The sequence below is a fragment of the Micromonospora sp. H33 genome, assembly GCF_052068455.1.
Taxonomy (GTDB): Bacteria; Actinomycetota; Actinomycetes; order Mycobacteriales; family Micromonosporaceae; genus Micromonospora.
Map to the genome: position 1 here is coordinate 320,223 of NZ_JBQHDE010000005.1, position 21,267 is coordinate 341,489.

The 21,267-nt window shown below is 72.1% G+C and carries 19 protein-coding genes, 2 pseudogenes and 1 riboswitch; of the genes and pseudogenes, 14 read left to right on the forward strand and 7 right to left on the reverse strand.

The window, feature by feature from the left end:
• Nucleotides 1-88 precede the first annotated feature (88 nt).
• The 8 genes from ACTMS0_RS15415 (at nt 89) to ACTMS0_RS15450 (ending at nt 8,634) form a co-directional block, all read left to right on the forward strand.
• Nucleotides 89-1,258 (forward strand): ATP-grasp domain-containing protein, encoded by a 1,170-nt coding sequence (locus ACTMS0_RS15415; protein ID WP_441155861.1) that lies wholly within the window; start codon nt 89-91, stop codon nt 1,256-1,258.
• The gene (locus ACTMS0_RS15420) at nt 1,255-2,880 is read left to right on the forward strand and encodes an IucA/IucC family protein (RefSeq protein ID WP_441155862.1); all 1,626 of its coding nucleotides are present in this window, start codon (nt 1,255-1,257) and stop codon (nt 2,878-2,880) included. Before ACTMS0_RS15415 ends, ACTMS0_RS15420 begins: the two co-directional genes overlap by 4 nt.
• Nucleotides 2,877-4,475: an IucA/IucC family protein gene (locus ACTMS0_RS15425; RefSeq protein ID WP_441155863.1), complete on the forward strand. Its 1,599-nt coding sequence runs from the start codon at nt 2,877-2,879 to the stop codon at nt 4,473-4,475. The genes ACTMS0_RS15420 and ACTMS0_RS15425 overlap by 4 nt, the downstream gene beginning before the upstream one ends.
• Nucleotides 4,472-5,617 carry an alanine racemase gene (locus tag ACTMS0_RS15430; RefSeq protein WP_441155864.1) on the forward strand — a complete coding sequence of 382 codons (1,146 nt, stop codon included), beginning with the start codon at nt 4,472-4,474 and terminating at the stop codon, nt 5,615-5,617. Before ACTMS0_RS15425 ends, ACTMS0_RS15430 begins: the two co-directional genes overlap by 4 nt.
• 217 nt (nt 5,618-5,834) lie before the next feature.
• Nucleotides 5,835-6,006, forward strand: a riboswitch (cobalamin riboswitch).
• Nucleotides 6,007-6,035: 29 nt separating this feature from the next.
• Complete coding sequence (locus tag ACTMS0_RS15435; RefSeq protein ID WP_441155865.1) at nt 6,036-6,719, forward strand: energy-coupling factor ABC transporter permease; 684 nt, start codon at nt 6,036-6,038, stop codon at nt 6,717-6,719.
• Nucleotides 6,716-7,033 (forward strand): energy-coupling factor ABC transporter substrate-binding protein, encoded by a 318-nt coding sequence (locus tag ACTMS0_RS15440; RefSeq protein ID WP_441155866.1) that lies wholly within the window; start codon nt 6,716-6,718, stop codon nt 7,031-7,033. The genes ACTMS0_RS15435 and ACTMS0_RS15440 overlap by 4 nt, the downstream gene beginning before the upstream one ends.
• On the forward strand, nt 7,034-7,777 hold the full coding sequence (cbiQ, locus tag ACTMS0_RS15445; RefSeq protein ID WP_441155867.1) for a cobalt ECF transporter T component CbiQ: 744 nt from the start codon (nt 7,034-7,036) through the stop codon (nt 7,775-7,777).
• Complete coding sequence (locus tag ACTMS0_RS15450; RefSeq protein ID WP_441155868.1) at nt 7,771-8,634, forward strand: energy-coupling factor ABC transporter ATP-binding protein; 864 nt, start codon at nt 7,771-7,773, stop codon at nt 8,632-8,634. The genes cbiQ and ACTMS0_RS15450 overlap by 7 nt, the downstream gene beginning before the upstream one ends.
• A gap of 3 nt (nt 8,635-8,637) precedes the next feature.
• Here the strand turns inward: ACTMS0_RS15450 and ACTMS0_RS15455 are convergent, their stop codons facing one another.
• The 4 genes from ACTMS0_RS15455 to ACTMS0_RS15470 all read right to left on the reverse strand — a co-directional run bounded on the left by ACTMS0_RS15455 (nt 8,638) and on the right by ACTMS0_RS15470 (nt 13,861).
• Nucleotides 8,638-9,381: a YqjF family protein gene (locus tag ACTMS0_RS15455; RefSeq protein ID WP_441155869.1), complete on the reverse strand. Its 744-nt coding sequence runs from the start codon at nt 9,379-9,381 to the stop codon at nt 8,638-8,640.
• Between the two features lie 145 nt (nt 9,382-9,526).
• Entirely contained in the window at nt 9,527-10,261 is a 735-nt protein-coding gene (locus ACTMS0_RS15460) for a DUF899 domain-containing protein (protein WP_441155870.1), read from the reverse strand.
• 221 nt (nt 10,262-10,482) lie between these two features.
• Nucleotides 10,483-12,015: an amino acid permease gene (locus ACTMS0_RS15465; RefSeq protein WP_441155871.1), complete on the reverse strand. Its 1,533-nt coding sequence runs from the start codon at nt 12,013-12,015 to the stop codon at nt 10,483-10,485.
• Between the two features lie 262 nt (nt 12,016-12,277).
• Nucleotides 12,278-13,861 (reverse strand): BCCT family transporter, encoded by a 1,584-nt coding sequence (locus ACTMS0_RS15470; protein ID WP_441155872.1) that lies wholly within the window; start codon nt 13,859-13,861, stop codon nt 12,278-12,280.
• A 640-nt stretch (nt 13,862-14,501) separates the two neighbouring features.
• Here ACTMS0_RS15470 and ACTMS0_RS15475 point away from each other — a divergent pair.
• From ACTMS0_RS15475 to ACTMS0_RS15500, 6 genes and pseudogenes are all read left to right on the forward strand, one after another.
• Nucleotides 14,502-15,464, forward strand: a pseudogene (locus tag ACTMS0_RS15475) (CocE/NonD family hydrolase); the annotation flags it as partial.
• Between the two features lie 123 nt (nt 15,465-15,587).
• On the forward strand, nt 15,588-16,022 hold the full coding sequence (locus tag ACTMS0_RS15480; protein ID WP_441155928.1) for a CocE/NonD family hydrolase C-terminal non-catalytic domain-containing protein: 435 nt from the start codon (nt 15,588-15,590) through the stop codon (nt 16,020-16,022).
• A 912-nt stretch (nt 16,023-16,934) separates the two neighbouring features.
• Complete coding sequence (locus tag ACTMS0_RS15485; protein WP_441155929.1) at nt 16,935-17,198, forward strand: zinc ribbon domain-containing protein; 264 nt, start codon at nt 16,935-16,937, stop codon at nt 17,196-17,198.
• A gap of 14 nt (nt 17,199-17,212) precedes the next feature.
• A pseudogene (locus ACTMS0_RS15490) lies at nt 17,213-17,269 on the forward strand (hypothetical protein); the annotation flags it as partial.
• A 14-nt stretch (nt 17,270-17,283) separates the two neighbouring features.
• On the forward strand, nt 17,284-17,457 hold the full coding sequence (locus ACTMS0_RS15495) for a hypothetical protein (protein ID WP_441155931.1): 174 nt from the start codon (nt 17,284-17,286) through the stop codon (nt 17,455-17,457).
• An 89-nt stretch (nt 17,458-17,546) separates the two neighbouring features.
• Nucleotides 17,547-18,479, forward strand: a complete 933-nt coding sequence (locus ACTMS0_RS15500; protein WP_441155873.1) for a DUF817 domain-containing protein — start codon at nt 17,547-17,549, stop codon at nt 18,477-18,479.
• Between the two features lie 60 nt (nt 18,480-18,539).
• Here ACTMS0_RS15500 and ACTMS0_RS15505 read toward each other — a convergent pair whose 3' ends face one another.
• From ACTMS0_RS15505 to ACTMS0_RS15515, 3 genes are read right to left on the reverse strand one after another with little or no spacing between them, the layout of a single operon-like run.
• Nucleotides 18,540-19,775: an acyl-CoA dehydrogenase family protein gene (locus ACTMS0_RS15505; RefSeq protein WP_441155874.1), complete on the reverse strand. Its 1,236-nt coding sequence runs from the start codon at nt 19,773-19,775 to the stop codon at nt 18,540-18,542.
• On the reverse strand, nt 19,775-20,803 hold the full coding sequence (locus ACTMS0_RS15510) for a phosphotransferase family protein (protein ID WP_441155875.1): 1,029 nt from the start codon (nt 20,801-20,803) through the stop codon (nt 19,775-19,777). Before ACTMS0_RS15510 ends, ACTMS0_RS15505 begins: the two co-directional genes overlap by 1 nt.
• Nucleotides 20,800-21,252 carry a MaoC family dehydratase gene (locus ACTMS0_RS15515; protein ID WP_441155876.1) on the reverse strand — a complete coding sequence of 151 codons (453 nt, stop codon included), beginning with the start codon at nt 21,250-21,252 and terminating at the stop codon, nt 20,800-20,802. Before ACTMS0_RS15515 ends, ACTMS0_RS15510 begins: the two co-directional genes overlap by 4 nt.
• Nucleotides 21,253-21,267 lie beyond the last annotated feature (15 nt).

Genomic DNA, 21,267 nt, shown 5'->3' on the forward strand with positions numbered 1-21,267 from the left:
CCAGGACACACCGGCAGAACCCCGCAAACCATGACTATTAGGATAGGCTATCCTAATCAGGATGATCGGGCCAGTCGATGGAGGCGGGATGCGGCTGTACCTCACCGCGCTCAACCCCACCGACGCCGTCCTGGAAGGATTCCTGCCGGCGGCGACCTCGCTCGGACTGCCGGTCACCGTACTGACCGACCGGCCCGACCAGTGGCCCGCCGGAACGCCGGTCGCCCGGTGCGCCGTCCGCGACGCGGCGGCCGTCGTCACGGCGGCGGCCCGGCCCGCGGCGCTGCTGTCCAACAGCGACCATCTCCAGGAAGCGACCGCGATCGCCGCCCGCAAGCTCGGCCTGCCCGGCAAGGATCCCGACGCCGCCCGGCTCTGCAAGGACAAGGCCGCGGCCCGCCGGGCCATCGCCGCTGCCGGGCTCGACCTGGTCCGCGCCGTCGCCGTCGACCCCGGTGCGGTGCCCGAGGTGCCGGACGGGATGTTCCCCGCCGTGGTCAAGCCCCGTGACGGCGTCGCCAGCGAGGACGCCTACCTGGTGACCGACCCCGGCGATCTGGCTGCCCGGATCGCCGAGATCCGCCGCCGCCGGCCCGACGTCGCGCTGGTGGTCGAGGAGTACCTCGCCGGCGATCTGCGGACGTACGACACCCTCGGCGACGATGCCGGCCTTGCCGTCCTCGGCGGATGGCACACCGGCGTCGGCCCACCACCGACGTTCACCGAGACGAGCCTCGACTGGTCGCCCCCGGCGGAGCGGGACGACATCGAGCTACGGGCGCGGCTCGACGCGCTCGGCGTACGCTTCGGCGCCTGCCACACCGAGTACGTCGTCCAGGACGACCGGGTGCGGCTGATCGAGGTGAACTACCGCCTGATCGGCGACCGGATGGACCTGATCCTCGCCGAACTGCTCGGCGTGCCGCTGTTCGAACACGTCATCCGGCTGCACCTCGGTGAGCCGCTGACCGCCCTCGGCCTGCCCGCCCCGGCCACCGTCGCCCGGCACGCCCGCGTCGAGTACGTCTGCGCCGACCGGCCGGGCCGGCTCGCCGCCGCTCCCGGCCGGCTGGACACCGTCCAGGATGGCGTCCGGCTGGCCTGCCGGCCCCTGCGGGAGGTCGGCCAGGTCGCGGACCGGACCGGCACCAACCGCGACTACCTCGCGGTGCTGCACGCCATCGGGCCCGACCGGGACACCGTCCGGAACGCGCTGGCCGCCGTCCGACGCGACCTGCGGTGGACGATCGTCGGATGACCGACGACAGCGAGCGGGAGGTGTTCGGCCGGGTGCTCGACGCCCTGCTGCGCGAGGACCATCTCGGCCTGCTCAGCCGCGGCCGGCCGGACGGCCCCGGCTGGTGGGAGGTGCGGCACCGGGCCGGGCTGCTGCGGATCCCGGTCCGCGCGGACGGTTTCCAGCAGGTCCTCCGCAGCGCCGCGCCGGTGCTGCACGTCCTCGCCGCCGACGGGGACGCCCACGAGGTGGACACCGTGGACGGTCTGCTGGCGCTGCTCGCTCCGCAGGACGACCCGGAGGCCGAATCCGGCTGGCAGGCGTTCACCGCCGAATGCCGGGCCGACCTCGCGGCCCGCCGGCTCGCCGCCGGGGCCCGGCGGCGGGTGCTCGCCTCGGTCGCGGCCGAACGCGCGGCCACCCCCGCCGGCATGCCGGCGGCGCTGCTCGACGACGTGCTCGCCGCGTACGCCGGCCATCCGGTCTACCCCACCGACCGCTGCCGGCACGGGCTCGATGCCGACGACCTGCGCCGGTACGCCCCCGAGCACGCGCCACGCTTCGCTCTGCGCTGGTTCGCCGCCCGCGCCGAGGCGGTGCGGCTCACCGGTGACGCCCCCGCCTGGTGGCCGCGGGCGCGGCGGACCGACCGGGTGCTGATGCCGGTGCATCCGCTCACCGCGGAACGCTACCGGCTGCCGGTGGCCGACCTACCGGCGATCACCGTACGGCCCACCCTCTCCATGCGGACGGTGGCGCTCGCGCACGACCCGTACACCCATCTGAAGCTGCCGCTGCCGACCGCGACCCTCGGCGCCCGGAACCGGCGGACCCTGCATCCCGACACCCTCGCCGACGGCGCGGCAGTCGCCGGGCTGCTCGACCGGATCGCGACCGCGGAACCGGCCTTCACCGGCCGGATCCGGCACGCCGACGAGAGCACCTACGGGCACGCCGGCGGCGACGACCGGCTCAGCTTCCTGCTCCGCCGGTTTCCGCGCGACCTGGCCGGGGTCCGGGTGGTGCCGGTCGCGGCCCTCGCCGCGCCCGACCCGGTGGCGGGCACCGTGCTCGAACGGGTCGGCGTGCGGCCCGCGGAGCTTGTGGAGTCCTATCTGGACCTGCTGCTCGACTGGCACGTCTGCCTGTGGCTACGGTACGGGGTGGCGCTCGAGGCTCACCCGCAGAACATCCACCTGCTGGTGCATCAGGACGGGACGGTCGGCCTGCTCTACAAGGACAACGACGGCGCCCGGCTGGACCCGCGCCATCGCCGGCCCGGTGGGCCCCCGCTGCGGGACGAGCGGATGTGGGCGCGCGATCCGCAGGAGCTGGCCGACGTGTTCATCACCATCACCCTGCATCTGGCCGCGGCGGCGCCCCTGCTCGCCCTCGCCGCCCGGGGGGTGCGGGTACCGTCGCCGGCCGCCGCGCTGGCACCGAGGCTGGCCGCGGCCCGCGACCGCTGGGGCGACGGGCCGGCGGCGCGGTCCTTCACCGAGCGGGTGCTGCGCGCCGCCCGGCTGCCGGTCAAGGCGATGCTCACCGCCGGCACCCTGTTACCGAAGCAGCGGCTCGGCTGCGCCGACGTCAACAAGTACTACCGGCGTACCGGCCCGAACTATCTGCGGGAGATGCCATGACGTGTACGGGGCTGCGCTCCCGAGCGTGCCTCGACTCCGACCGGCACGCCGACCTGGCCGCCGCCCACGCCGTCTTCGGCTGCCTGGTACGCGAGATCGCCCTGCCCGACGGAGGCGTGACCGTGGGCGGGGGCGCGGCGCTTCTCCGGTTACGGCACCTCGGCGCGACGCTGCGCTGCGCCGTCGCGCGGATCTCACCGCTCGGCGCGCACCGCTACGCCGGCCCGGTGCAGCTGCGGCTCGACGGCGACCGGTGGACGGACCTGGACGCGAGCCGGCTGGCCGGGCTGGTCGCCGCGGAACTCACCGCCCGCACCGGCCGGACGAACGACGAGTTCGTCGGGCAGGTGCGGGCCAGCCGGGACGCGGTGACCCGGCTGCTGGCCGACCGGCCGGAACGGGATCCGGCCCCCACCGGGGAGCCCGCCATCGACGCGTACGTGGATTCCGAACAGTCGCTGATCTTCGGCCACCCGCACCACCCCGCCCCGAAGTGGCGCAGCGGCGACCCGGACAGCTGGCGGGCGTACGCGCCGGAGCTGCGCTCCGCGTTCCGGCTGCACTGGCTCGCGGTCCCGGACGACCTGGTCGCGGGCGCCGGACCGTTCGATTCGCTGGTGGCGGCCCTCGAACCCCCGCGCCCGCCGGCGGGGCACCGGGTGCTGCCCGTGCATCCCTGGCAGCTGGCGCTGATCCCGCCGGCGCATCCCCGGGTCCGTCGGCTGGGTCCGGCCGGGGTTCCGGTACGGCCGACGGCGAGCGTCCGCACCCTGTACGCCCCCGAGGCCGACCTATTCGTCAAGACCAGCCTGCACGTGCGGATCACCAATTGCCTGCGCAAGAACGCGCGGTACGAGCTCACCGGCGCGGTCGCCCTGACCGAGCTGCTGTCCCGGGTGCCGATGCCGGCCGGGGTCGCGCTGCTCGCCGAGCCCGCCTACCGCACGGTCGACGCTCCGGGTGCAGACGAGGCGTACGGCACGATCCTGCGCACCGGCCTGCGCCCGCACCTGAGGCCAGGGGACACCCCGCTGCTGGCGGCGGCGCTGGCCGCCGCGCCCCTACCGGTGGCGGACCCGGTGACGTGGTGGCGGGCGTACGTCGGGCTGCTCGTGCCGGCGGTGCTGCACAGCTGGCTCCGTCATGGCGTCGTGCACGAGGCGCACCTGCAGAACGTGGTCGCGGTGCTCGACTCCGAACGCCGCCCGGTACGGATGCTGCTGCGGGACCTGGAGGGGGTGAAGCTGGACACCGGCCGGTGGACCAGCTGGCCGGACGGCGTCCCGTCGCAGGCCGCGTACGAGCCCCGGGACGCCCGCCGCCGCGTCGTCTACTGCCTGTTCGTCAACCACCTGGCCGGGATCTGCGGCGCGCTCGCCGATGCCCGGCCGGGCATCGAGCCGCAGCTGTGGCGGGAGCTCGGGGCGGTCGTCGCGGCGGTGGCCGCCGACCTCGGCGACCCGCCCGAACTGCGTGCGTTGCTGCGCGGCCAGCCGCTGGTGGCCAAGGCGAACCTCCTGGTCCGGTGGCGGCGCGACGCCGACCGCGCCGCACCGTTCGTGCCGGTGCCGAACCCGTTCGGTGGGCCGCGGTGACCCGGCCGGTCTACGTGCACGACCTCGACGGGCTGGCCGCGCACGTCCGGTCCATCCGGGCTGCCCTGCCGCGACGGGTCGAGCTGCTCTACGCCGTCAAGGCGAACCCGGACCGGGATGTGCTGCGGACCCTCGCCCCGGTGGTCGACGGGTTCGAGACCGCCAGCCGTGGCGAACTGCGGCGGATGGCCGAGGTGCTGCCCGGACGGGTGCCCGCCGCGTACGCCGGGCCCGGCAAGACCGACGAGGACCTCGCCGCCGCCCTGGCCGCCGGGGTGGACCGCATCCATGTCGAGTCGCCGGCGGAGCTGCGGCGCCTCGGCGCGCTGGCCGTCGCCGCGGGCGCGTCGGCCCGGGTCCTGCTCCGGGTGAACCTCCCGGTGGACGCGCCCGGGGCGAGTCTGGTCATGGGCGGCGGGCCCAGCCCGTTCGGAATGGACCCGGCCGACGCGGTGGAGTGCGCCCGCCATCCGCCCACCGGCGTCGAGGTGCGGGGCGTACACGCCCACCTGGCCAGCGGGCTGGACGCCCCGCTCGCCGGCGCGGTCGCCGCCGCCGTGGTCCGGTGGTCGGTCGCCGAGGTCGGCGCCGCGGAGGTCGACGTCGGCGGCGGCATGGCCGTCGACTACGGCGACCCGGCGGCGCGGTTCGACTGGGTGGGCTACGGCCGGGCGCTGGCGGACGTCCTCGACGCGCACCCGCGGCTGCGGCTGCGCGTCGAGCCGGGGCGGTCGGTCACCGCCTACTGCGGGGCGTACCTCGCCGAGGTGGTCGACGTGAAGCGTTCGCACGGCGAGTGGTTCGTCGTGGTGGAGGGTGGCACGCACCACCTGCGTACGCCCGCTGCGAAGGGGCATCCGCAGCCGTTCACGGTGCACCGGCGGCAGGATGCCGACGGCCCCCGCACGGACGGCGGGCCGGTCACCGTGGTCGGGCAGCTGTGCACCCCCAAGGACGTCCTGTCCCGGTCGACCGTCGCGGGACCGATCGGTGTGGGGGACGTGCTGGTCTTCGCCATGGCCGGGGCGTACGCCTGGAACATCAGCCACCGGGACTTCCTGCTGCACGAGCCGCCGGAGTTCCGGACCGGTGATCCGCACCGGGTGGCCGCCGAGTGGGCGGCCCGACCGTCCAGGTCGTGATCCGGAGCACGGGTGGCTCCGGCGTCGGACCGCTGCGTCAGGTCGGCCACGTCCGAAGGCGGCGATGGCAGCCGGCGTCGAGGGAGTGTCCGCAATGGATTTCGCGCACCCTGGGGCGGCCGGCAAACCGACGCTGATCAGGCCTGCGGCGCGCCGGCCGGCGGGCGGTCCACGTCACGCCCCACCGTCGCCGCTTGCCCAGCCGGCCCCCCGCTCGGTAGCCTCTCGCCGTCAAGGTGCACGGGAAGCCGGTGGAATACCGGCGCGGCCCTCGCCACTGTGACCGGGTAGCGATCTCCGACTACGCCACTGGGCCCATCCGGGCCTGGGAAGGCCGGAGTGAGCGTCGATCCGGGAGCCAGGAGACCGGCCTTGACGGGTGATCTCATCCACGAGGTGCTGGAGAGGAAGGTCTTCGATGCATGTCGCCGAGGGGTACCTGCCCCCGGTGCAGGCCGCGGCGTGGTTCGCGGTCTCCGCACCCTTCGTCGTCCACGGCAGCCGGACGCTGGTCCGTCAGGTCCGCCGGGATCCGGAGTCGAAACTGCTGCTGGGAGCCGCGGGCGCGTTCACGTTCGTGCTGTCGGCGTTGAAGATCCCGTCGGTGACGGGATCGTGCTCGCACCCCACCGGCACCGGATTGGGGGCGGTGCTGTTCCGGCCACCGGTGATGAGCGTGCTGGGCGGCATCGTGCTGCTGTTCCAGGCGGTGTTGCTGGCCCATGGCGGGCTGAGCACGCTGGGGGCCAACATCTTCTCGATGGCGGTCGTCGGCCCCTGGGTGGCGTACGCGGTCTACGCGCTGATCCGCCGGGCGGGGGGCAGCCTCGACGTCGCGGTGTTCGCCGCCGCGGCGCTCGGTGACCTCGCGACGTACTGCGTCACCAGCGTCCAGCTGGCGCTGGCGTTCCCCGACCCGGCGACCGGGTTCGTGGGGGCATTGGCCAAGTTCGGCGGGATCTTCGCCGTGACCCAGATCCCGTTGGCGGTCAGCGAAGGGCTGCTGTCCGTGCTCGTGGTGCGCCTGCTGACCCGCACCAGCGGGGCCGACCTGCGCCGGCTCGGTGTGCTGCGGCCGACGGCGGCGGAGGTGCGGGCATGAAGCGCTTCTCCCGGATCAACCTGTTGTTGCTGCTCGCGGTCGTGGTCCTGGCGGTGGCGCCGCTAGCGCTCGGGCTCGGCGGATCGCAGGAGGAGCCGTTCACCGGTTCGGACGGACTGGCCGAGCAGGCGATCGTGGAAGACCACCCGGACTACCGGCCCTGGTTCTCCCCGATCTACGAACCGCCGTCGGGCGAGGTGGAGTCCGCGCTGTTCGCGCTCCAGGCCGCGCTGGGCGCCGCCTTCCTGGGCTACTACTTCGGGGTCGCCCGGACCCGGCAGCGGGCCGCCGCCGCCGAGCAGCCGCGGGCGTAGGTGTTCGCCCTCGACGTCGCGGCGCACACCGGCCCGTGGCGGTCACGGCATCCCGCCGAGAAGGCGTTGCTGTCCCTCGGGCTGCTGGCCTGCGCGGTCGGCCTGCCGCCGTGGCCGGGAGCGGTGCTGTCGGGTGGAGCGGCAGTGGCGCTGCTGTTCGGTCCCGCCGGGGTACCGCCGGCCGTGGTGCTACGGGCGGCGCGGGCGCCGCTGCTGTTCGTGGCCACCTCGACGGTGCCGCTGCTGGTGAGGGTGCCGGCTCCGGCGCGGCTGGCGGTCGACCCCGCCGGTTTTCCGCTGGCGACGCAGACGGCGGGTCGTTCGGTGGCGGCGCTGGCCTGCCTGCTGCTGTTCAGCGCCACCACACCGCTGTCCGAGGTGCTGCCCCGGCTGCACCGGCTGGGGGTCCCGCCGGCGGTCACCGAGGTCGCCGCGCTGACGTACCGGATGCTCTTCCTGCTCGTCGACAGCGTGCGCGCGGTACGGGAGGCGCAGGCGGCGCGGCTCGGCTTCCGGACCTGGCGCACCGCCTACCGTTCGCTCGCGGGCCAGGCGGGTGCGGTGTTCGTCCGGGCGTTCAGCCGCGCCCACCGACTGGAGGAGGGGCTGGCGTTGCGGGGATACAGCGGATCGCTCGCGGTGCAGGCGGAGGCCCTCCGGGTGTCGCCACCGTTCGTGGCGGCGAGCGTGGGGCTGCTCGGGGCGATCGTCGCCGCCACCGCCTGGCTGGGGCCCCGGTGGTGACCGGCCCGCTGCTGGAGCTGTCCGATGTGCACTTCGCCTACCAGCCCGAGCGTCCGGTCCTGACCGGTGTCAGCCTTCGGGTCGAGGCGGGCCGGCGGCTGGCCGTGGTGGGGCCGAACGGCGGCGGGAAGACGACGTTGTTCCGGTTGGCGGCCGGCTCGCTGGCGCCTGGCTCGGGGCACGTCGCCGTCGCCGGCACCAGGGTGCGGCACACCCGGTCGGGCCTGCGAGCAGTGCGGCAGCAGGTGCAGCTGGTGCTGCAGGACCCGGACGACCAGCTCTTCTCCGCCAGCGTCCGGCAGGACGTCTCCTTCGGGCCGGTCAACCTTGGACTGCCCGCGGAGCAGGTCCGGCGGCGCTGCGACGAGGCCCTCGCGGCGCTCGGCGTGACGGCGGTCGCCGACCGGCCCACCCACCTGCTCTCCTACGGCCAGCGCAAGCGGGTGGCCATCGCCGGCGCGGTCGCGATGCGGCCCCGGCTGCTCATCCTGGACGAGCCGACGGCCGGCCTCGACCCGGCCGGTGTGGAGGCGTTGCTGCGGACCCTGGACGACCTGCACGCCACCGGCACGACGGTGGTGCTGTCCACCCACGACGTCGACCTGGCGTTCCGCTGGGCCGACACGGTGGTCGTGGTCGCCGGTGGCGGCGTACGCAGCATGCCGGCGGCCACCGGGCTGGCCGACGAGCGGCTGCTGGCCGCGGCCCACCTGGTGCCCGCCTGGGCGCCGTTGGTGCACCGGCTGCTCGACCGGGTTCCCGAGCTGGCGGGTGCCCGGCCCCGCTCCCCCGCCGAGCTGGCCGCCCTGCTCGGTCGCGAGGAGCCGGCGGCCGACGCGGACCAGGTGCGGCGGTAGCGGTCAGCTCCGCCGGCGCAGGCCGACCGGTGGGCCGAACCGGACCGGGACACCCGGCGAATAGAGCACGCTGGCCGGAGGCCCCGCCGGCGGCGGAAGCCCGGCCGCGGTGACCAGCTCGTCGTCCAGATGCAACAGCTCGGCCCGGTGCAGCGGCCAGCGGGGATGCCAGTTCGGCAGATGCAGCGTGCGCCCCCACGCCCGGGTGTGCAGCCCCCACCGGGCGGTGACGAAGTGCTCCAGCGGGGTGGGGTCGGTGATCGGCTCACCCACCCGGACCTCCATCCGGCTCGCCGTACCGACCGGGCCGGGCCAGCGGCGCCGGCACCGGTACGTGAAACGGTCACCGTCCCGGTCCAGCCGCATCGCCGACCACAGGTACGGCAGCCGCAACGTCGCCCGGGCCACCAGCACCGGAACCAGCCGGGACGCATCGAGCGAGCGGAACACCACGGCCCGCCGACCGGTGCCGTCGACCGAGTACAGCCGGACGTTGGTCTCCCAGAAGGTGCCGAAGTACGGCACCCCGGGCCCGCAGCCCGGGTCCAGCCCGACCATGCGGAAACCGATCAGGCCGACGTAGCTCGACCCGTGCAGCGTGTCCGGACGGGTGCCGGCCGGCAGCAGGGGCGCCACCAGCTCCGGCGCGGCCGCCCAGTGCAGGAAGACGAGATCCTCCCAGCGCTGCCGGAGGATCGCTCGCGGGAACGTCTGCTCAGGCGCACAGTCGACCGGCTCGATGTCCACACACCCATCGTGCCTGGGGTGGACGGCCGGCCATGACCCACGGTGCCAGCGGAGCCCCGCCGCGAGGCAACGAGATTGCATGGCCGGTCCGGCCATCCCCGTTCCTGCCCGGGCAGGGGTGGCCGGCAGGGCGCGGCGGGTGTCGTCAGTGGCAGTGCCCGGCGTCCGCGGCGACCGCCTCGTACCGGTCGTGGTGGGGGAACTCGTTGACGTACCGCTGCCGGCCGAGCGGCGTCAGGTCGAGGTAGCTGTAGGTGGTGAGCACCGCGTCGAGACCACGGCCGTACGTCGAGTACGTGTGCAGGATCCGGTCGTCCGCATCGACGACGAAGACGCTCAGCCCGTGCGCCTCGCCGTGCAGGTGGTGCGTCAGCCCCTCCCGCTCCAGGGTCGCGCGGTTCTTGTAGTTGTACTCCACCGGCGCGACAGCCTCGTCGAGGGTGACGTGGAAGTCGTAGTTGAAGTCGGTGCCGTGGGACGAGTACCAGGGGAACGTCCAGCCCATGCGGGCCTTGAACGGTGCGACGGACGACAGTGGCGCGCGGGAGACGGCGACGAACGTGGTGTCGCCAGCGTGCAGGTGCGCGAGGTGGCCCAGGTTGTCGACCAGGAAGGAGCAGCTCGTGCACCCGTCGCTCCAGCTCGGGTCGAACATGAAGTGGTAGACGATGAGCTGCCGCCGTCCCTCGAACATGTCGCGGAGCCGTACCGGCCCGTCCGGTCCCGCGAACCGGTAGTCCTTGTCGACGACGACCGCCGGCATCTGGCGGCGCAACGCGGTGACCTCGTCCCGCAACCGGGTGAGGTGCTTCTCCCGATCGAGGAGCTCCGTGCGGACGGCCAGCCACTCGTCCTGCGACACGACCTTCAGATCATCCATGTGCGGTACACCCTTCCGATCCGGGGAGAGTCACCATCACATCACGATTGGTAAATGTGCGGGAACGGGCGGTCGTGCGGACTCAATGGATGCGGCGCCGTGCCGCGTCGGCACCCCCGGACTCGCGGAAGAAGTATGTGTTGAGCTGGTCGCGCCACTCGGTGCTCGGCCGGAGCGGGCTTCCCACCGTTCCTCGGACCGGACGGCCGCCGTCAGCCAGCCTATTGCGGCGGGGGTGACGCGGAGCCGAACCCCGTGTCGAGGTCCGACCGGTCGGGCATCGGCGGGCGCTCCTGCGCACCGCGGGCGAGCCGGCTGTGGCGGCGGCTGTACAGGAAGTAGACGAGCAGTCCCAGCACCATCCAGGTGAAGAATCGCAGCCAGGTCTCCACGGTGAGGAACAGCATCAGCACGACGCAGGCGACGATCGCGAGAACCGGTATCACCGGTCCCCCGGGCACGCGGAAGCCGCGCGGCAGGTCCGGCCGGGTGCGGCGCAGCAGGATGACCGCCGCGGCGACGAGAACGAACGCGAACAGGGTGCCGATGTTGACCAGCTCGGCGAGTTCCTCCAGCGGGATGAACCCGGCGAGCACGGCCACCAGGAGGCCCACGATGACGGTGATGCGGTGCGGTGTGCCGTATCGCGGATGCACCCGGCTCAACCAGCGCGGCAGCAACCCGTCCCGGCTCATGGCGAACGCTACCCGGCTCTGACCCAGCATCAGGATCATGACCACGGTGGTGAGCCCGGCGAGGGCGCCGACCGTGATCAGGTTGGCGAAGAAGGGCTGGCCGACCGCCTGGAACGCCGCGGCCAGCGGTGCCGCCGTGTCCAGCTCGGCGTAGTTCTGCATGCCCACCACCACCAGCGAGACGGCGACGTAGAGCGCGGTGCAGATCGCCAGCGAACCGAGAATTCCGCGCGGCAGGTCGCGCTGCGGCACCCGGGTCTCCTCCGCCGCGGTGGCCACGATGTCGAAACCGATGAACGCGAAGAACACGAGTGCCGCGGCACCGAAGATGCCGCTGATGCCGAAGTTGGCCGGCGCCTGCCCGAAGATGGCCTCCAGCAGGGTGCCCTCGGCGCCGGAGCCGCCCGACGCCGGCTCGGCCGGCGGGACGAACGGCACGTAGTTGTCGCGCCTGACGAAGAACAGGCCGGCGGCGATCACGAAGAGCACCACCGCCACCTTGACGGTGACCACCACGGCGTTCACTCGAGACGAGACCTTGATGCCGGCGACCAGGACCGCGGTGAGGATCAGCACGATGAGCGTGGCGGGCAGGTTGAACACGCCGCCCTCGCCGCCGGTGATGGCGGCGGGCAGCGTCACCCCGAGCGTCTCCAGAAGCACCGCGAGGTATTGCGACCAGCCCACCGCCACCACGGCACCGGCCAGCACGAACTCCAGGATGAGGTCCCACCCGATGATCCACGCGACCAGCTCGCCGAGCGCCGCGTACGAGTAGGTGTAGGCGCTGCCCGCGACCGGGACCGTGGACGCGAACTCCGCGTAGCACAGCGCAGCCAGTGCACAGGCGATGCCGGCCAGGACGAACGACAGCGCCACCGCCGGTCCGGCGGTCCGGTTGGCGGCCACGCCGGTGAGCACGAAGATGCCCGTACCGATGATCACGCCGACGCCGAACACGGTGAGGTCCAGTGCCGACAGCTCCTTGCGGAGTTGGTGCTCCGGCTGCTCCGTGTCACGGATCGACTGCTCGACCGACTTCCTGCGCAAGAGGCTCACGACCGGATCACCTCACCGTCTCGGACCGCCTCATGATGTCCACGGGCTAACGACTGACCAGGGAAGCCGGAAACTAAACCTGATTGCGACGGACAAGGTTTCACGTCCCCGCCTCGGCACCGCGCGTTGAATGCGGCGGCACGCCGTGGAGCGCGTTCACCCCTCTGGGTGAGCGGGCCGCGGACGGTCGTTCCGGCGCTGCTGGTCCGACTGCTGACGCGGGCCGGCCACAACCTGGGCCGGCCCGCGTCGGTGTGGTGGGTCAGGAGGCGTCGGAGTTCGTGGGCGCCGGCGGCACGGCGGCGGTGGCCAGGGCGCGGATCTCCGGGGCCATCGTCGCGGTGACGGGTTCGCGCCGCAGCTCGCGGAGCAGCCCGGCGACCATGCCGACCATCACGAACAGGAACGGCAGTGCGGCGAGGATGGTCAGCGACTGCAAGGCGGACAGGCCGCCGGCGAGCAGCAGCACCGCGGCCACCAGACCGGTCAGGACGCCCCACATGGCGACCAGCCAGCTCTTCGGCTCGATGTTGCCACGGGAGGAGAGGGTGCCCATCACCACCGACGCGGCGTCGGCTCCGCTGACGAAGAAGAGCGCCACCAACACCATCACCAGGATCGCGGTGACGGTGAAGAATGGGAACTCCCGCAGGACCGCGAAGAGCGCGGCCTCCGGGCTCTCCGCCACCGCGGCCGAGAGGTCGGTGCCGCCGAGCTGCAGGTCGATGGCGGTCCCGCCGAACACCGAGAACCAGACGAAGCTGACCAGGCTCGGGACGGCCACCACACCGAGGACGAACTGGCGGACGGTGCGGCCCCGGGAGATGCGGGCGATAAAGGCGCCGACGAACGGGGCCCAGGAGATCCACCAGGCCCAGTAGAAGATGGTCCAGCCCGCCATCCACTCCTCGCCGCCGAATGCGCCGGTGCGGAAGCTCATCGGGATGAGGTCGTACAGGTAACCCCCGGTCGACGCGGTAAGCGTGTTGAAGATGAAGACCGTCGGACCGACCACGAGCAGGAAGAACAGCAGCGCCACCGCGAGCACCATGTTGGTGTTCGACAGGAACTGGATGCCGCGCTTGACGCCGGTGACGGCGGAGATCACGAACGCCGCGGTGAGCACCGCGATGATGCCGATCGCCAGCGGAGTGGAGTTCGGCACGTCCCAGAGGTTCGTCAGGCCGCTGTTGATCTGAAGGGCGCCCAGACCAAGGGAGACCGCCGATCCGAACAACGTCGCGAAGATCGCGAAGATGTCGATGGCCCTGCCGGCGCCCCGTTCCGCGCGCTCGCCGATGAGCGGGACGAAAGCACTGCTGATCAGGCCACGCCGGCCCTTGCGGAAGGTGAAGTAGGCCAGCGACAGACCGACCACGGAGTAGATCGCCCACGGGTGCAGTGCCCAGTGGAAGAACGAGTACTCCATTGCCACCCGGGCGGCCTGTTGGGAGTTCGGTTCGGTGAGACCACGCGGCGGTGTGCCCAGGTGGGACAGCGGTTCGGCGGCGCCCCAGAACATCAGGCCGATGCCCATGCCGGCGCTGAACATCATCGCCACCCAGGAGACGGTGGAGAACTCGGGCTTCTCGTCGTCCCGGCCGAGCTTGATCCGGCCGTACCGGCTCAGCGCCAACCATACCGACAGCACCACGAAGGCGGCGCTGGCCAGCACGAAGACCCAGCCGAACACTCTGACCACCCAGTCGAGCGCCGCACCGGTGACCGACGCGAGGTTGTCGGTGGCCACGATGCCCCACAGGACAAAGAGCACGGACACCGCAGCGGCGATGCCCAGCACCGTCCGGTCGATGTCCCACGGGCTGCGGTCAGGCTGGACTGGCACCCCGCCCGGCCGCGCTTCGTTCTCACTTGCCCCACGTGTGGCAGGCACGGTCATGGTCTGTGGACCTCCGTGGTGTCGCGGGACGCAGGCCACGTTGTCAGCGCCACACGCTGGTCGGCCCGCGCCTCTGCACTGATCCCGACCGACATCATCGGCCGGGAAAACTGGCAACTGGTCGCTGATCACGCGATGACGCACACGTGGCAGCGCGACGTTTCGCTGGCTTTGACTCCCCCGAGGTCGGCAACGATGCGGCCACCACTCTTCGTGTCGATGTTTGAGCTGGCCCTGCGATTCCATGACGGTTGCGTGACAGCATCAGTGGACAAACGGCACGGATCGCTCAGGAAGACCTCATGCGGATGAATGCCAGCATGACGGAAAGGTCAGCCGACCGGGCCCGGCTGATGGTGATCGACGGGAATGCCCATCGGGCCTAGCATGTGGGTCAATCGATGCGTGTCCACCTCTGGCCGGCTCCGGCCAGCAGCCCGACCGAAGGGAGACGCGCGTGCGTCGACGCCCTCAACTGGCACTGCTCGGGGTCGGCATGTCCGGCGCGTTGGTTCTGAGCGGAGCCCCGGCACCAGCGGCGGCTGAGCCGGCGGCGGCCACACCCGGCATCGTGGTCCGTGACGGCATGACCCAACCGGTGTTCTCGCTCGCCGGCGCGATCGAGGAGCGGGTGTACGTGGAGACCCCGGTGGACACCGACCACGACGGCCGCCTCGACCGGGTGGCGATCGACATCTCCCGGCCCCGGGAGACCGCCACCCAGGGCTTCAAGGTGCCGGTCATCTTCGAACACAGCCCGTACCGAAAGGGCGTCTGGGGCGACGTGCCGTACCCGAGTGTGCTGGTGGACGACCTGCCGCAGAACGGCGTGACGCGGCGCTCCGGGCTGCGGACGCCCGACCTGGAGGCCCAGCGTGCGGTGGCGAAGGCCAACCTGCCCGGCTCGCTGGACGACTACTACGTGCCGCGCGGGTACGCGGTGGTGCTCGGCCAGAGCGTCGGCACCGGCGACTCGGACGGCTGCCCGACCAGCGGCGACCAGGCTGAGACGCTCGGCACCAGGGCGGTCATCGACTGGCTGAACGGGCGGGCGAAGGGGTACGACGCGAGCGGCGCACCGGTCAGCGCCGGCTGAACCACCGGCGCCGTCGGCATGACCGGCGTCTCCTACAACGGGACCCTGCCCAACCAGGTGGCCACCACCGGCGTCCGGGGACTCCGGACCATCGTGCCCGTCTCCGCGATCAGCAGCTGGTACGACTACTACCGGGCCAACGGTCTGGTGGTCGCACCCGGGACGTTCCAGGGCGAGGACACCGACATCCTGGCCAGGTTCACCGCCGGCCGGGCACGGGCCGAAGGCCCGTGCGCCGACGAGATCGCCGAGCTGACCGCGGAGCAGGACCGGGTCACCGGCGACTACACGACGTTCTGGCAGGATCGCGACTACCTCGACGCCCGGAACGTCAGGGCGAGCGTCTTCGTCGTGCACGGCCTCAACGACTGGAACGTGAAGACCGAACACTTCGCCGGCTGGTGGGACCAGCTCACCAGGCGCGACGTGCCGCGCAAGATCTGGCTGCACCAGGGTGGGCACGGTGGCCCGGGCAGCAACGCGTCGGTGACCCTGCCCGACGGTCGCACCTGGACCTACAAGCAGACCGAGAACCGCTGGTTCGACCACTGGCTGTGGGACGTGCGCAACGGAATCATGGACGAGCCGACCGCGGTGCTGCAGCGGGAGGACCGGGCGTACACCACGTACGCGAACTGGCCCGACCCCGGCGCCCGGGACGTCGCGCTGAAGCTGGCCGCGACCGACGCCACCGCCCCGGGCACGCTCACCACGGGCAGGCGGCCGAGGGCGAAGGTCGAGCAGAGCTTCGTCGACGAGGGCCGGACCGTCCACCCGGACACCCTGGTGGCCGACCCGGACACGGCGAGCCCCAACCGGCTCGCCTACCGCTCCCCCGTACTGACCCACGACATCCGCGTCTCGGGGCGTCCGGAGATGCGGCTGCGGTTGGCGATCGACAACAAGCCGGACGCGAACCTCACCGCGTACCTGGTCGACTACGGCCCGGCCGGCGCCACCGCCGCGCCCACCGTGGTGACCCGGGGCTGTCAGCTGTTGCCGGTCGAGTAGGCGTTGGTGTGCGTTGGCGATCTTGAGCGCCTCCGAATCCCTGATCCACACCTCGCCACGACGCACCGCCCACGCCGCAAGCCACTCCCTCTGTGGTGCCGGGCGTGGCTGGCTGGGGTGGATGTCGTAGTGGGTGGTTAGTGTGCCCGGCGTGGGGCACCGGGATCGGCTGAGCGTCATCCAGGCGTACCGATACGCGTTGGACCTGACCCCGGCTCAGCAGCGGGCGGTGATTGGTCACGCTGGCGCTGCACGCAAGGCGCACAACTGGGCGCTGGAGCGGGTCAAGGCGGTGATGGATCAGCGAGGCGCCGAACGCAGCTACAGCATCGGCGACGACGAGCTCACCCCCACGATCGGCTGGTCTCTGCCGGCGCTGCGCCGGTCGTGGAACGCGGCGAAGGATGAGGTGGCGCCGTGGTGGCGGGACTACTCGAAGGAGGCGTACAACACCGGCCTGGACGCCCTCGCCCGGGCCTTGAAGAACTGGGCCGACTCCCGCTCGGGTAAGCGATCCGGCCGGCCGGTCGGCTTTCCCCGGTTCAAGTCCGGCCGCCGGTCGACCCCATCGGTGCGGTTCACCACCGGCACCATCCGGGTGGAGCCGGATCGTCAGCATGTGGTGCTGCCCCGGCTGGGCCGGTTGAAGCTGCACGAGTCGGCCCGAAAGCTGGCCCGCCGGCTGGAGGCCGGCACCGCCCGGATCCTGTCCGCCACGGTGCGCCGTGACGGTCACCGCTGGTACGTCTCGTTCACCTGCCAGGTCGAGCGCGCGCACCGCACACCCGCCCGTCCGTGCGCGACGGTCGGCGTGGACCTTGGGGTGAAGCACCTGGCCGTGCTGTCCACCGGCGACCTGGTGCCGAACCCGCGGCAGCTTGATGCCGCCCTGCGGAAGAAACCAAACTGGCCCTGTCGGAGCGCACCTTCACCTGCACCACCTGCGGCCTCGTCGCCGACCGGGACGTCAACGCCGCACGCAACCTGGCCGCCCTGGCGGCCACCGTCGCCGGGAGTGGCTCGGAGACGCTAAACGGACGTGGAGCCGACCGTAAGACCCCGCCCGCGGGGCTGGTGGCTGTGAAGCGTCTACCCGGCACCGCCCCGGCGGGCAAGACCGGGACCGTCCGACCGCAAGGCAGGACATCCGATCATGCGCTTACTTCTGCTTCATGAGAGGAAACGGCTGGATGGACCCGCAGAGCCGCAGGAGCCCGTCGCGCAGCGAGCCGCTGAAGCAGGGCAAGCTGTACGACTACCGGTGGACCCTGGAGCCGAAGGACTACATCTTCCGCGCCGGCCACCGATCGGCGTCGTCGTCTTCTCCAGCGATCAGGAGTACACCCTGCTGCCGCTCGGCGGGACGAGGTTGCGCGTGGTGCCGGACGACAGCGACCTGCCCGTGGTCGGAGGACGGGCCGTACTGGGATTCTGAGTCACCGCGGGCCGCCACGCGGGTGACGCAGCGGCGCGACCGCACCCCGCCGACGCCGCTTGACCTGCCGAGACGATAGCGTCGGGGCGATGCGCACCCCGTCCGGACCGGCCAGCCTGACCACGGCCGAACGCGCGATCGATGCCCGTTTCCGCGCGATCCTGGCACGGCTGCCCCGGCGCGGGCCGACCGGCTGGCTGACCGAGTTCGCGGTCTTCGGGCTCAAACAGGCCTGGGCGTGCGTATTCGGTGGGGCGATGCTGATGGTCATCCTCGCGGCGCATCTGTGGTACCCGGACGACGCGGCACTGGCCCGCAACGACTTCCTCACCCTCGCCGCGGTCGCCATCCAGATCGCCATGGTGGCCGGACGCCTGGAAACCGTCCGCGAACTGCGGGTGGTGGTCCTGTTCCACGTCGTCGGCACGGTGATGGAGTTGTTCAAGACCTACATCGGCTCGTGGTCCTACGAGCCCGACGGCGTGCTGCGGCTCGGTGGGGTGCCGCTGTTCAGCGGCTTCATGTACGCCGCCGTCGGCTCCTACATCGTGCGGGTCAACCGGCTGTTCGACCTGCGTTTCGCGCGCTACCCGAGGCGCCGGGTGACGGCTGTCGTGGCTGCCGCCATCTACGCCAACTTCTTCACCAACCACTACGTGTACGACGTCCGGTGGCTGCTCATCGCCGCCGTCGCGCTCGTGTTCGGGCGGTGTGTCATGCACTTCCGCATATTCCGGTTCCGCTGGCGCATGCCGCTCCTGCTCGCCTTTCTCCTCGTCGCCTTCTTCATCTGGCTCGCGGAGAACATCGCCACCTGGTCGAACGCGTGGCTCTACCCCAGCCAAGTGGGCGGTTGGCACCCGGTTTCGGCGGCGAAGCTCGCGTCGTGGTTTCTCCTCATGATCATCTCGGTCGTGCTGGTCACCTGGATCTCGCCGCCGCAGCCGCCCGACGACGGACAACCGGCCGCAGCGCCGGATGCCGGCGCGGCTCAGCCCGCCCCCGTCTCCCGGACAGGCTGAGCCGGTCGGCGGTCGCAACGCCCCCGACCCGTCGGCGCGGTCCCCGGCGCCCCCCACCGGTCAGCCGTGGCTGTTCCGCCTCGCGGCAGCCTGGCGACGCAGTTCATGGCGCGCCAGGGCGTTCTTGTGCACCTCGTCGGGGCCATCGGCGAAACGCAGGGTACGGATGCGGGCGTACGCGGCAGCCAGCGGGAAGTCCTGGGAGAGGCCGGCGGCGCCGTGCACCTGGATGGCCTTGTCGAGAATCCACTGGACCGTCTCCGGGGTGGCGATCTTGATCGCCTGGATCTCGGTGTGGGCGCCCTTGTTGCCGACGGTGTCCATCAGCCAGGCCGTCTTGAGCACCAGCAGTCGCAGCTGTTCGATCCGTACCCGGGACTCGGCGATCCACTCCCGGATCACCCCCTGCTCGGCCAGCGGCCGGCCGAACGCGGTCCGCTGCTCGGCGCGGGCGCACATCAGCTCGATGGCCTGCTCGGCGAGGCCGATGGAGCGCATGCAGTGGTGGATGCGGCCGGGACCGAGCCGGGCCTGCGCGATCGCGAAGCCGTCGCCCTCGGTGCCGATCAGGTTCCCCGCCGGCACCCGGACGTCGTGGAACTCCAGCTCGGCATGCCCGCCGTGGTCGTGGTCGTCGTAGCCCAGCACCTCCATGCCCCGCTTGATCTCCAGGCCCGGGGTGTCGCGCGGGACCAGCACCATGGACTGCTGGCGATGCCGCTCGCCGCTCGGGTCGGTCTTGCCCATGACGATGAAGATCTTGGCGTTCGGGTTCATCGCGCCGGTGATCCACCACTTGCGACCGTTGATCACGTACTCGTCGCCGTCCCGCTCGATGCGGGTGGAGATGTTCGTGGCGTCCGAGGACGCCACGTCGGGCTCGGTCATGGCGAACGACGACCGGATCTCACCGTTGAGCAGCGGCTCCAGCCACTGCTTCCGCTGCTGCTCGGTGCCGAACATCGCCAGCACCTCCATGTTGCCGGTGTCCGGTGCGGCGCAGTTGAGGACGGCGGGTGCCACCGGGCTACGCCCGGTGATCTCCGCGAGCGGGGCGTACTGCAGATTGGTCAGGCCGGCCCCGTGCTCACCCGGCAGGAAGAGGTTCCACAGCCCGCGCTTTCGGGCGGCGGCGCGCAGCTCCGCGAGGACGGGCACCGAGTCCCAGGCCCAGCGGCTGCCGAGCTGCCCGAGCTGCTCGTGGAAGACCGGCTCGGCCGGGTGGATGTGGCTGTCCATGAAGTCCAGGAGGTTGTCGCGCAGCCCTTCGGTCCTGGGGTCCAGGCTGAAGTCCATCAGTGCTCCTTGAGGTAGGTCAGGCCCGCGTCGAGCAGCAGCTCGGTGACCTCGCCGAGGCGTTCGAAGCCGGCGCCGACGGTCTGCCCGCGCAGGTGGCGGTAGTGGATGCCCTCGCAGATCGCGGCCAGCTTGAAGGCCGCCAGGCCGAGGTGGAAGCCGAGTGGCGGGAGGGCGTGGGTGCTGCGTGCGGCGTACCGCGCGAGGATCTCGTCCTCGGTCAGGAAGCCGGGCGCGGAGGAGGCGTCGGCGACCGCCTCTCCGGAGAGCCGGCCGAGACGCTGGTAGAGCACCAGCAGCGCCAGGTCGGTCAGCGGGTCGCCGAGGGTGGCCATCTCCCAGTCGATGATCGCGGCGAGGCGGTCGCGATCGTCGGTGAGGACGTTGTCGAGGCGGTAGTCGCCGTGCACGATGCCCGGCGCCGACTGGCTCGGCACGCCCGACGCCAGGCGGGTGTGCAGCTCGTCGGCGGCCGGCAGGTCACGGCAGTGCGATGCGTCGAGCTGTTTCCGCCAGCGGCTCACCTGCCGAGCCAGGAAGCCCTCCGGCCGGCCGAAGTCGGCCAGCCCCACGGCCGCCGGGTCGACCGCGTGCAGGGCGGCCAGGGTGTCGACGAGCCGGGTCGAGATGACCCGGGTACGTTCCGGGCCGAGCCGTTGGAGTTCGGCCGCGTGCCGGTACGCCGTACCGGCGACCCGCTCCATCACGTAGAAGGGTGCGCCCACCACGTCGACGTCCGCGCAGAGCGCGTAGGTCGTCGGCACCGGCACGTCGGTGGCCCGCAGCGCGGACATGACCCGGTACTCCCGGGTCATGTCGTGCGCCGTCGACAGCACATGGCCCAGTGGCGGCCGCCGGACGATCCAGGTCGTCCGCCCGTCGCCGACCTCGTAGGTGAGGTTGGACTTCCCGCCGGCGATCAGCCGGGCGGTCAGTCCTCCGGCCGCCCCGGGCACCGAGGCGGCGAACCAGTCCGAGAGCCGGGCCAGGTCGAGGCCCGGTGGGTCCTGTGGTGCCGAGCGGGTCACGGGACCAGGATGCTGACGGTCTCGACCACGCAGGCGGGCTTCTCGGCGCCCGCCAGCTCGACGGTCACCTTCGCCGTCAGCTGGTAGCCACCGCCGCCGGGCACCAGTGACAGCAGCTCCACTCCGGCACGCACCTTGGAGTCGACGGGGACCGGCGAGGGGAAGCGGAGCTTGTTGGCGCCGTAGTTCACGCCCATGCTCACCCCCTCGACCGTGTACACCTGCCAGATCAGCATCGGCACCAGCGACAGGGTGAGGTAGCCGTGGGCGATGGTGCTGCCGAACGGGCTGTGGGCCGCCTTCGCGGGGTCGACGTGGATCCACTGGTGGTCACCGGTCGCCTCGGCGAAGGCGTCGATCTGTTGCTGGCTGATCGTGTGCCAGTCGGAGTAGCCGAGGTGCGTACCGACCGCCTGCCGCAGTTCCTCGATGCCCTGGAAGACCTTCATCGTCTCTCGTCCCCC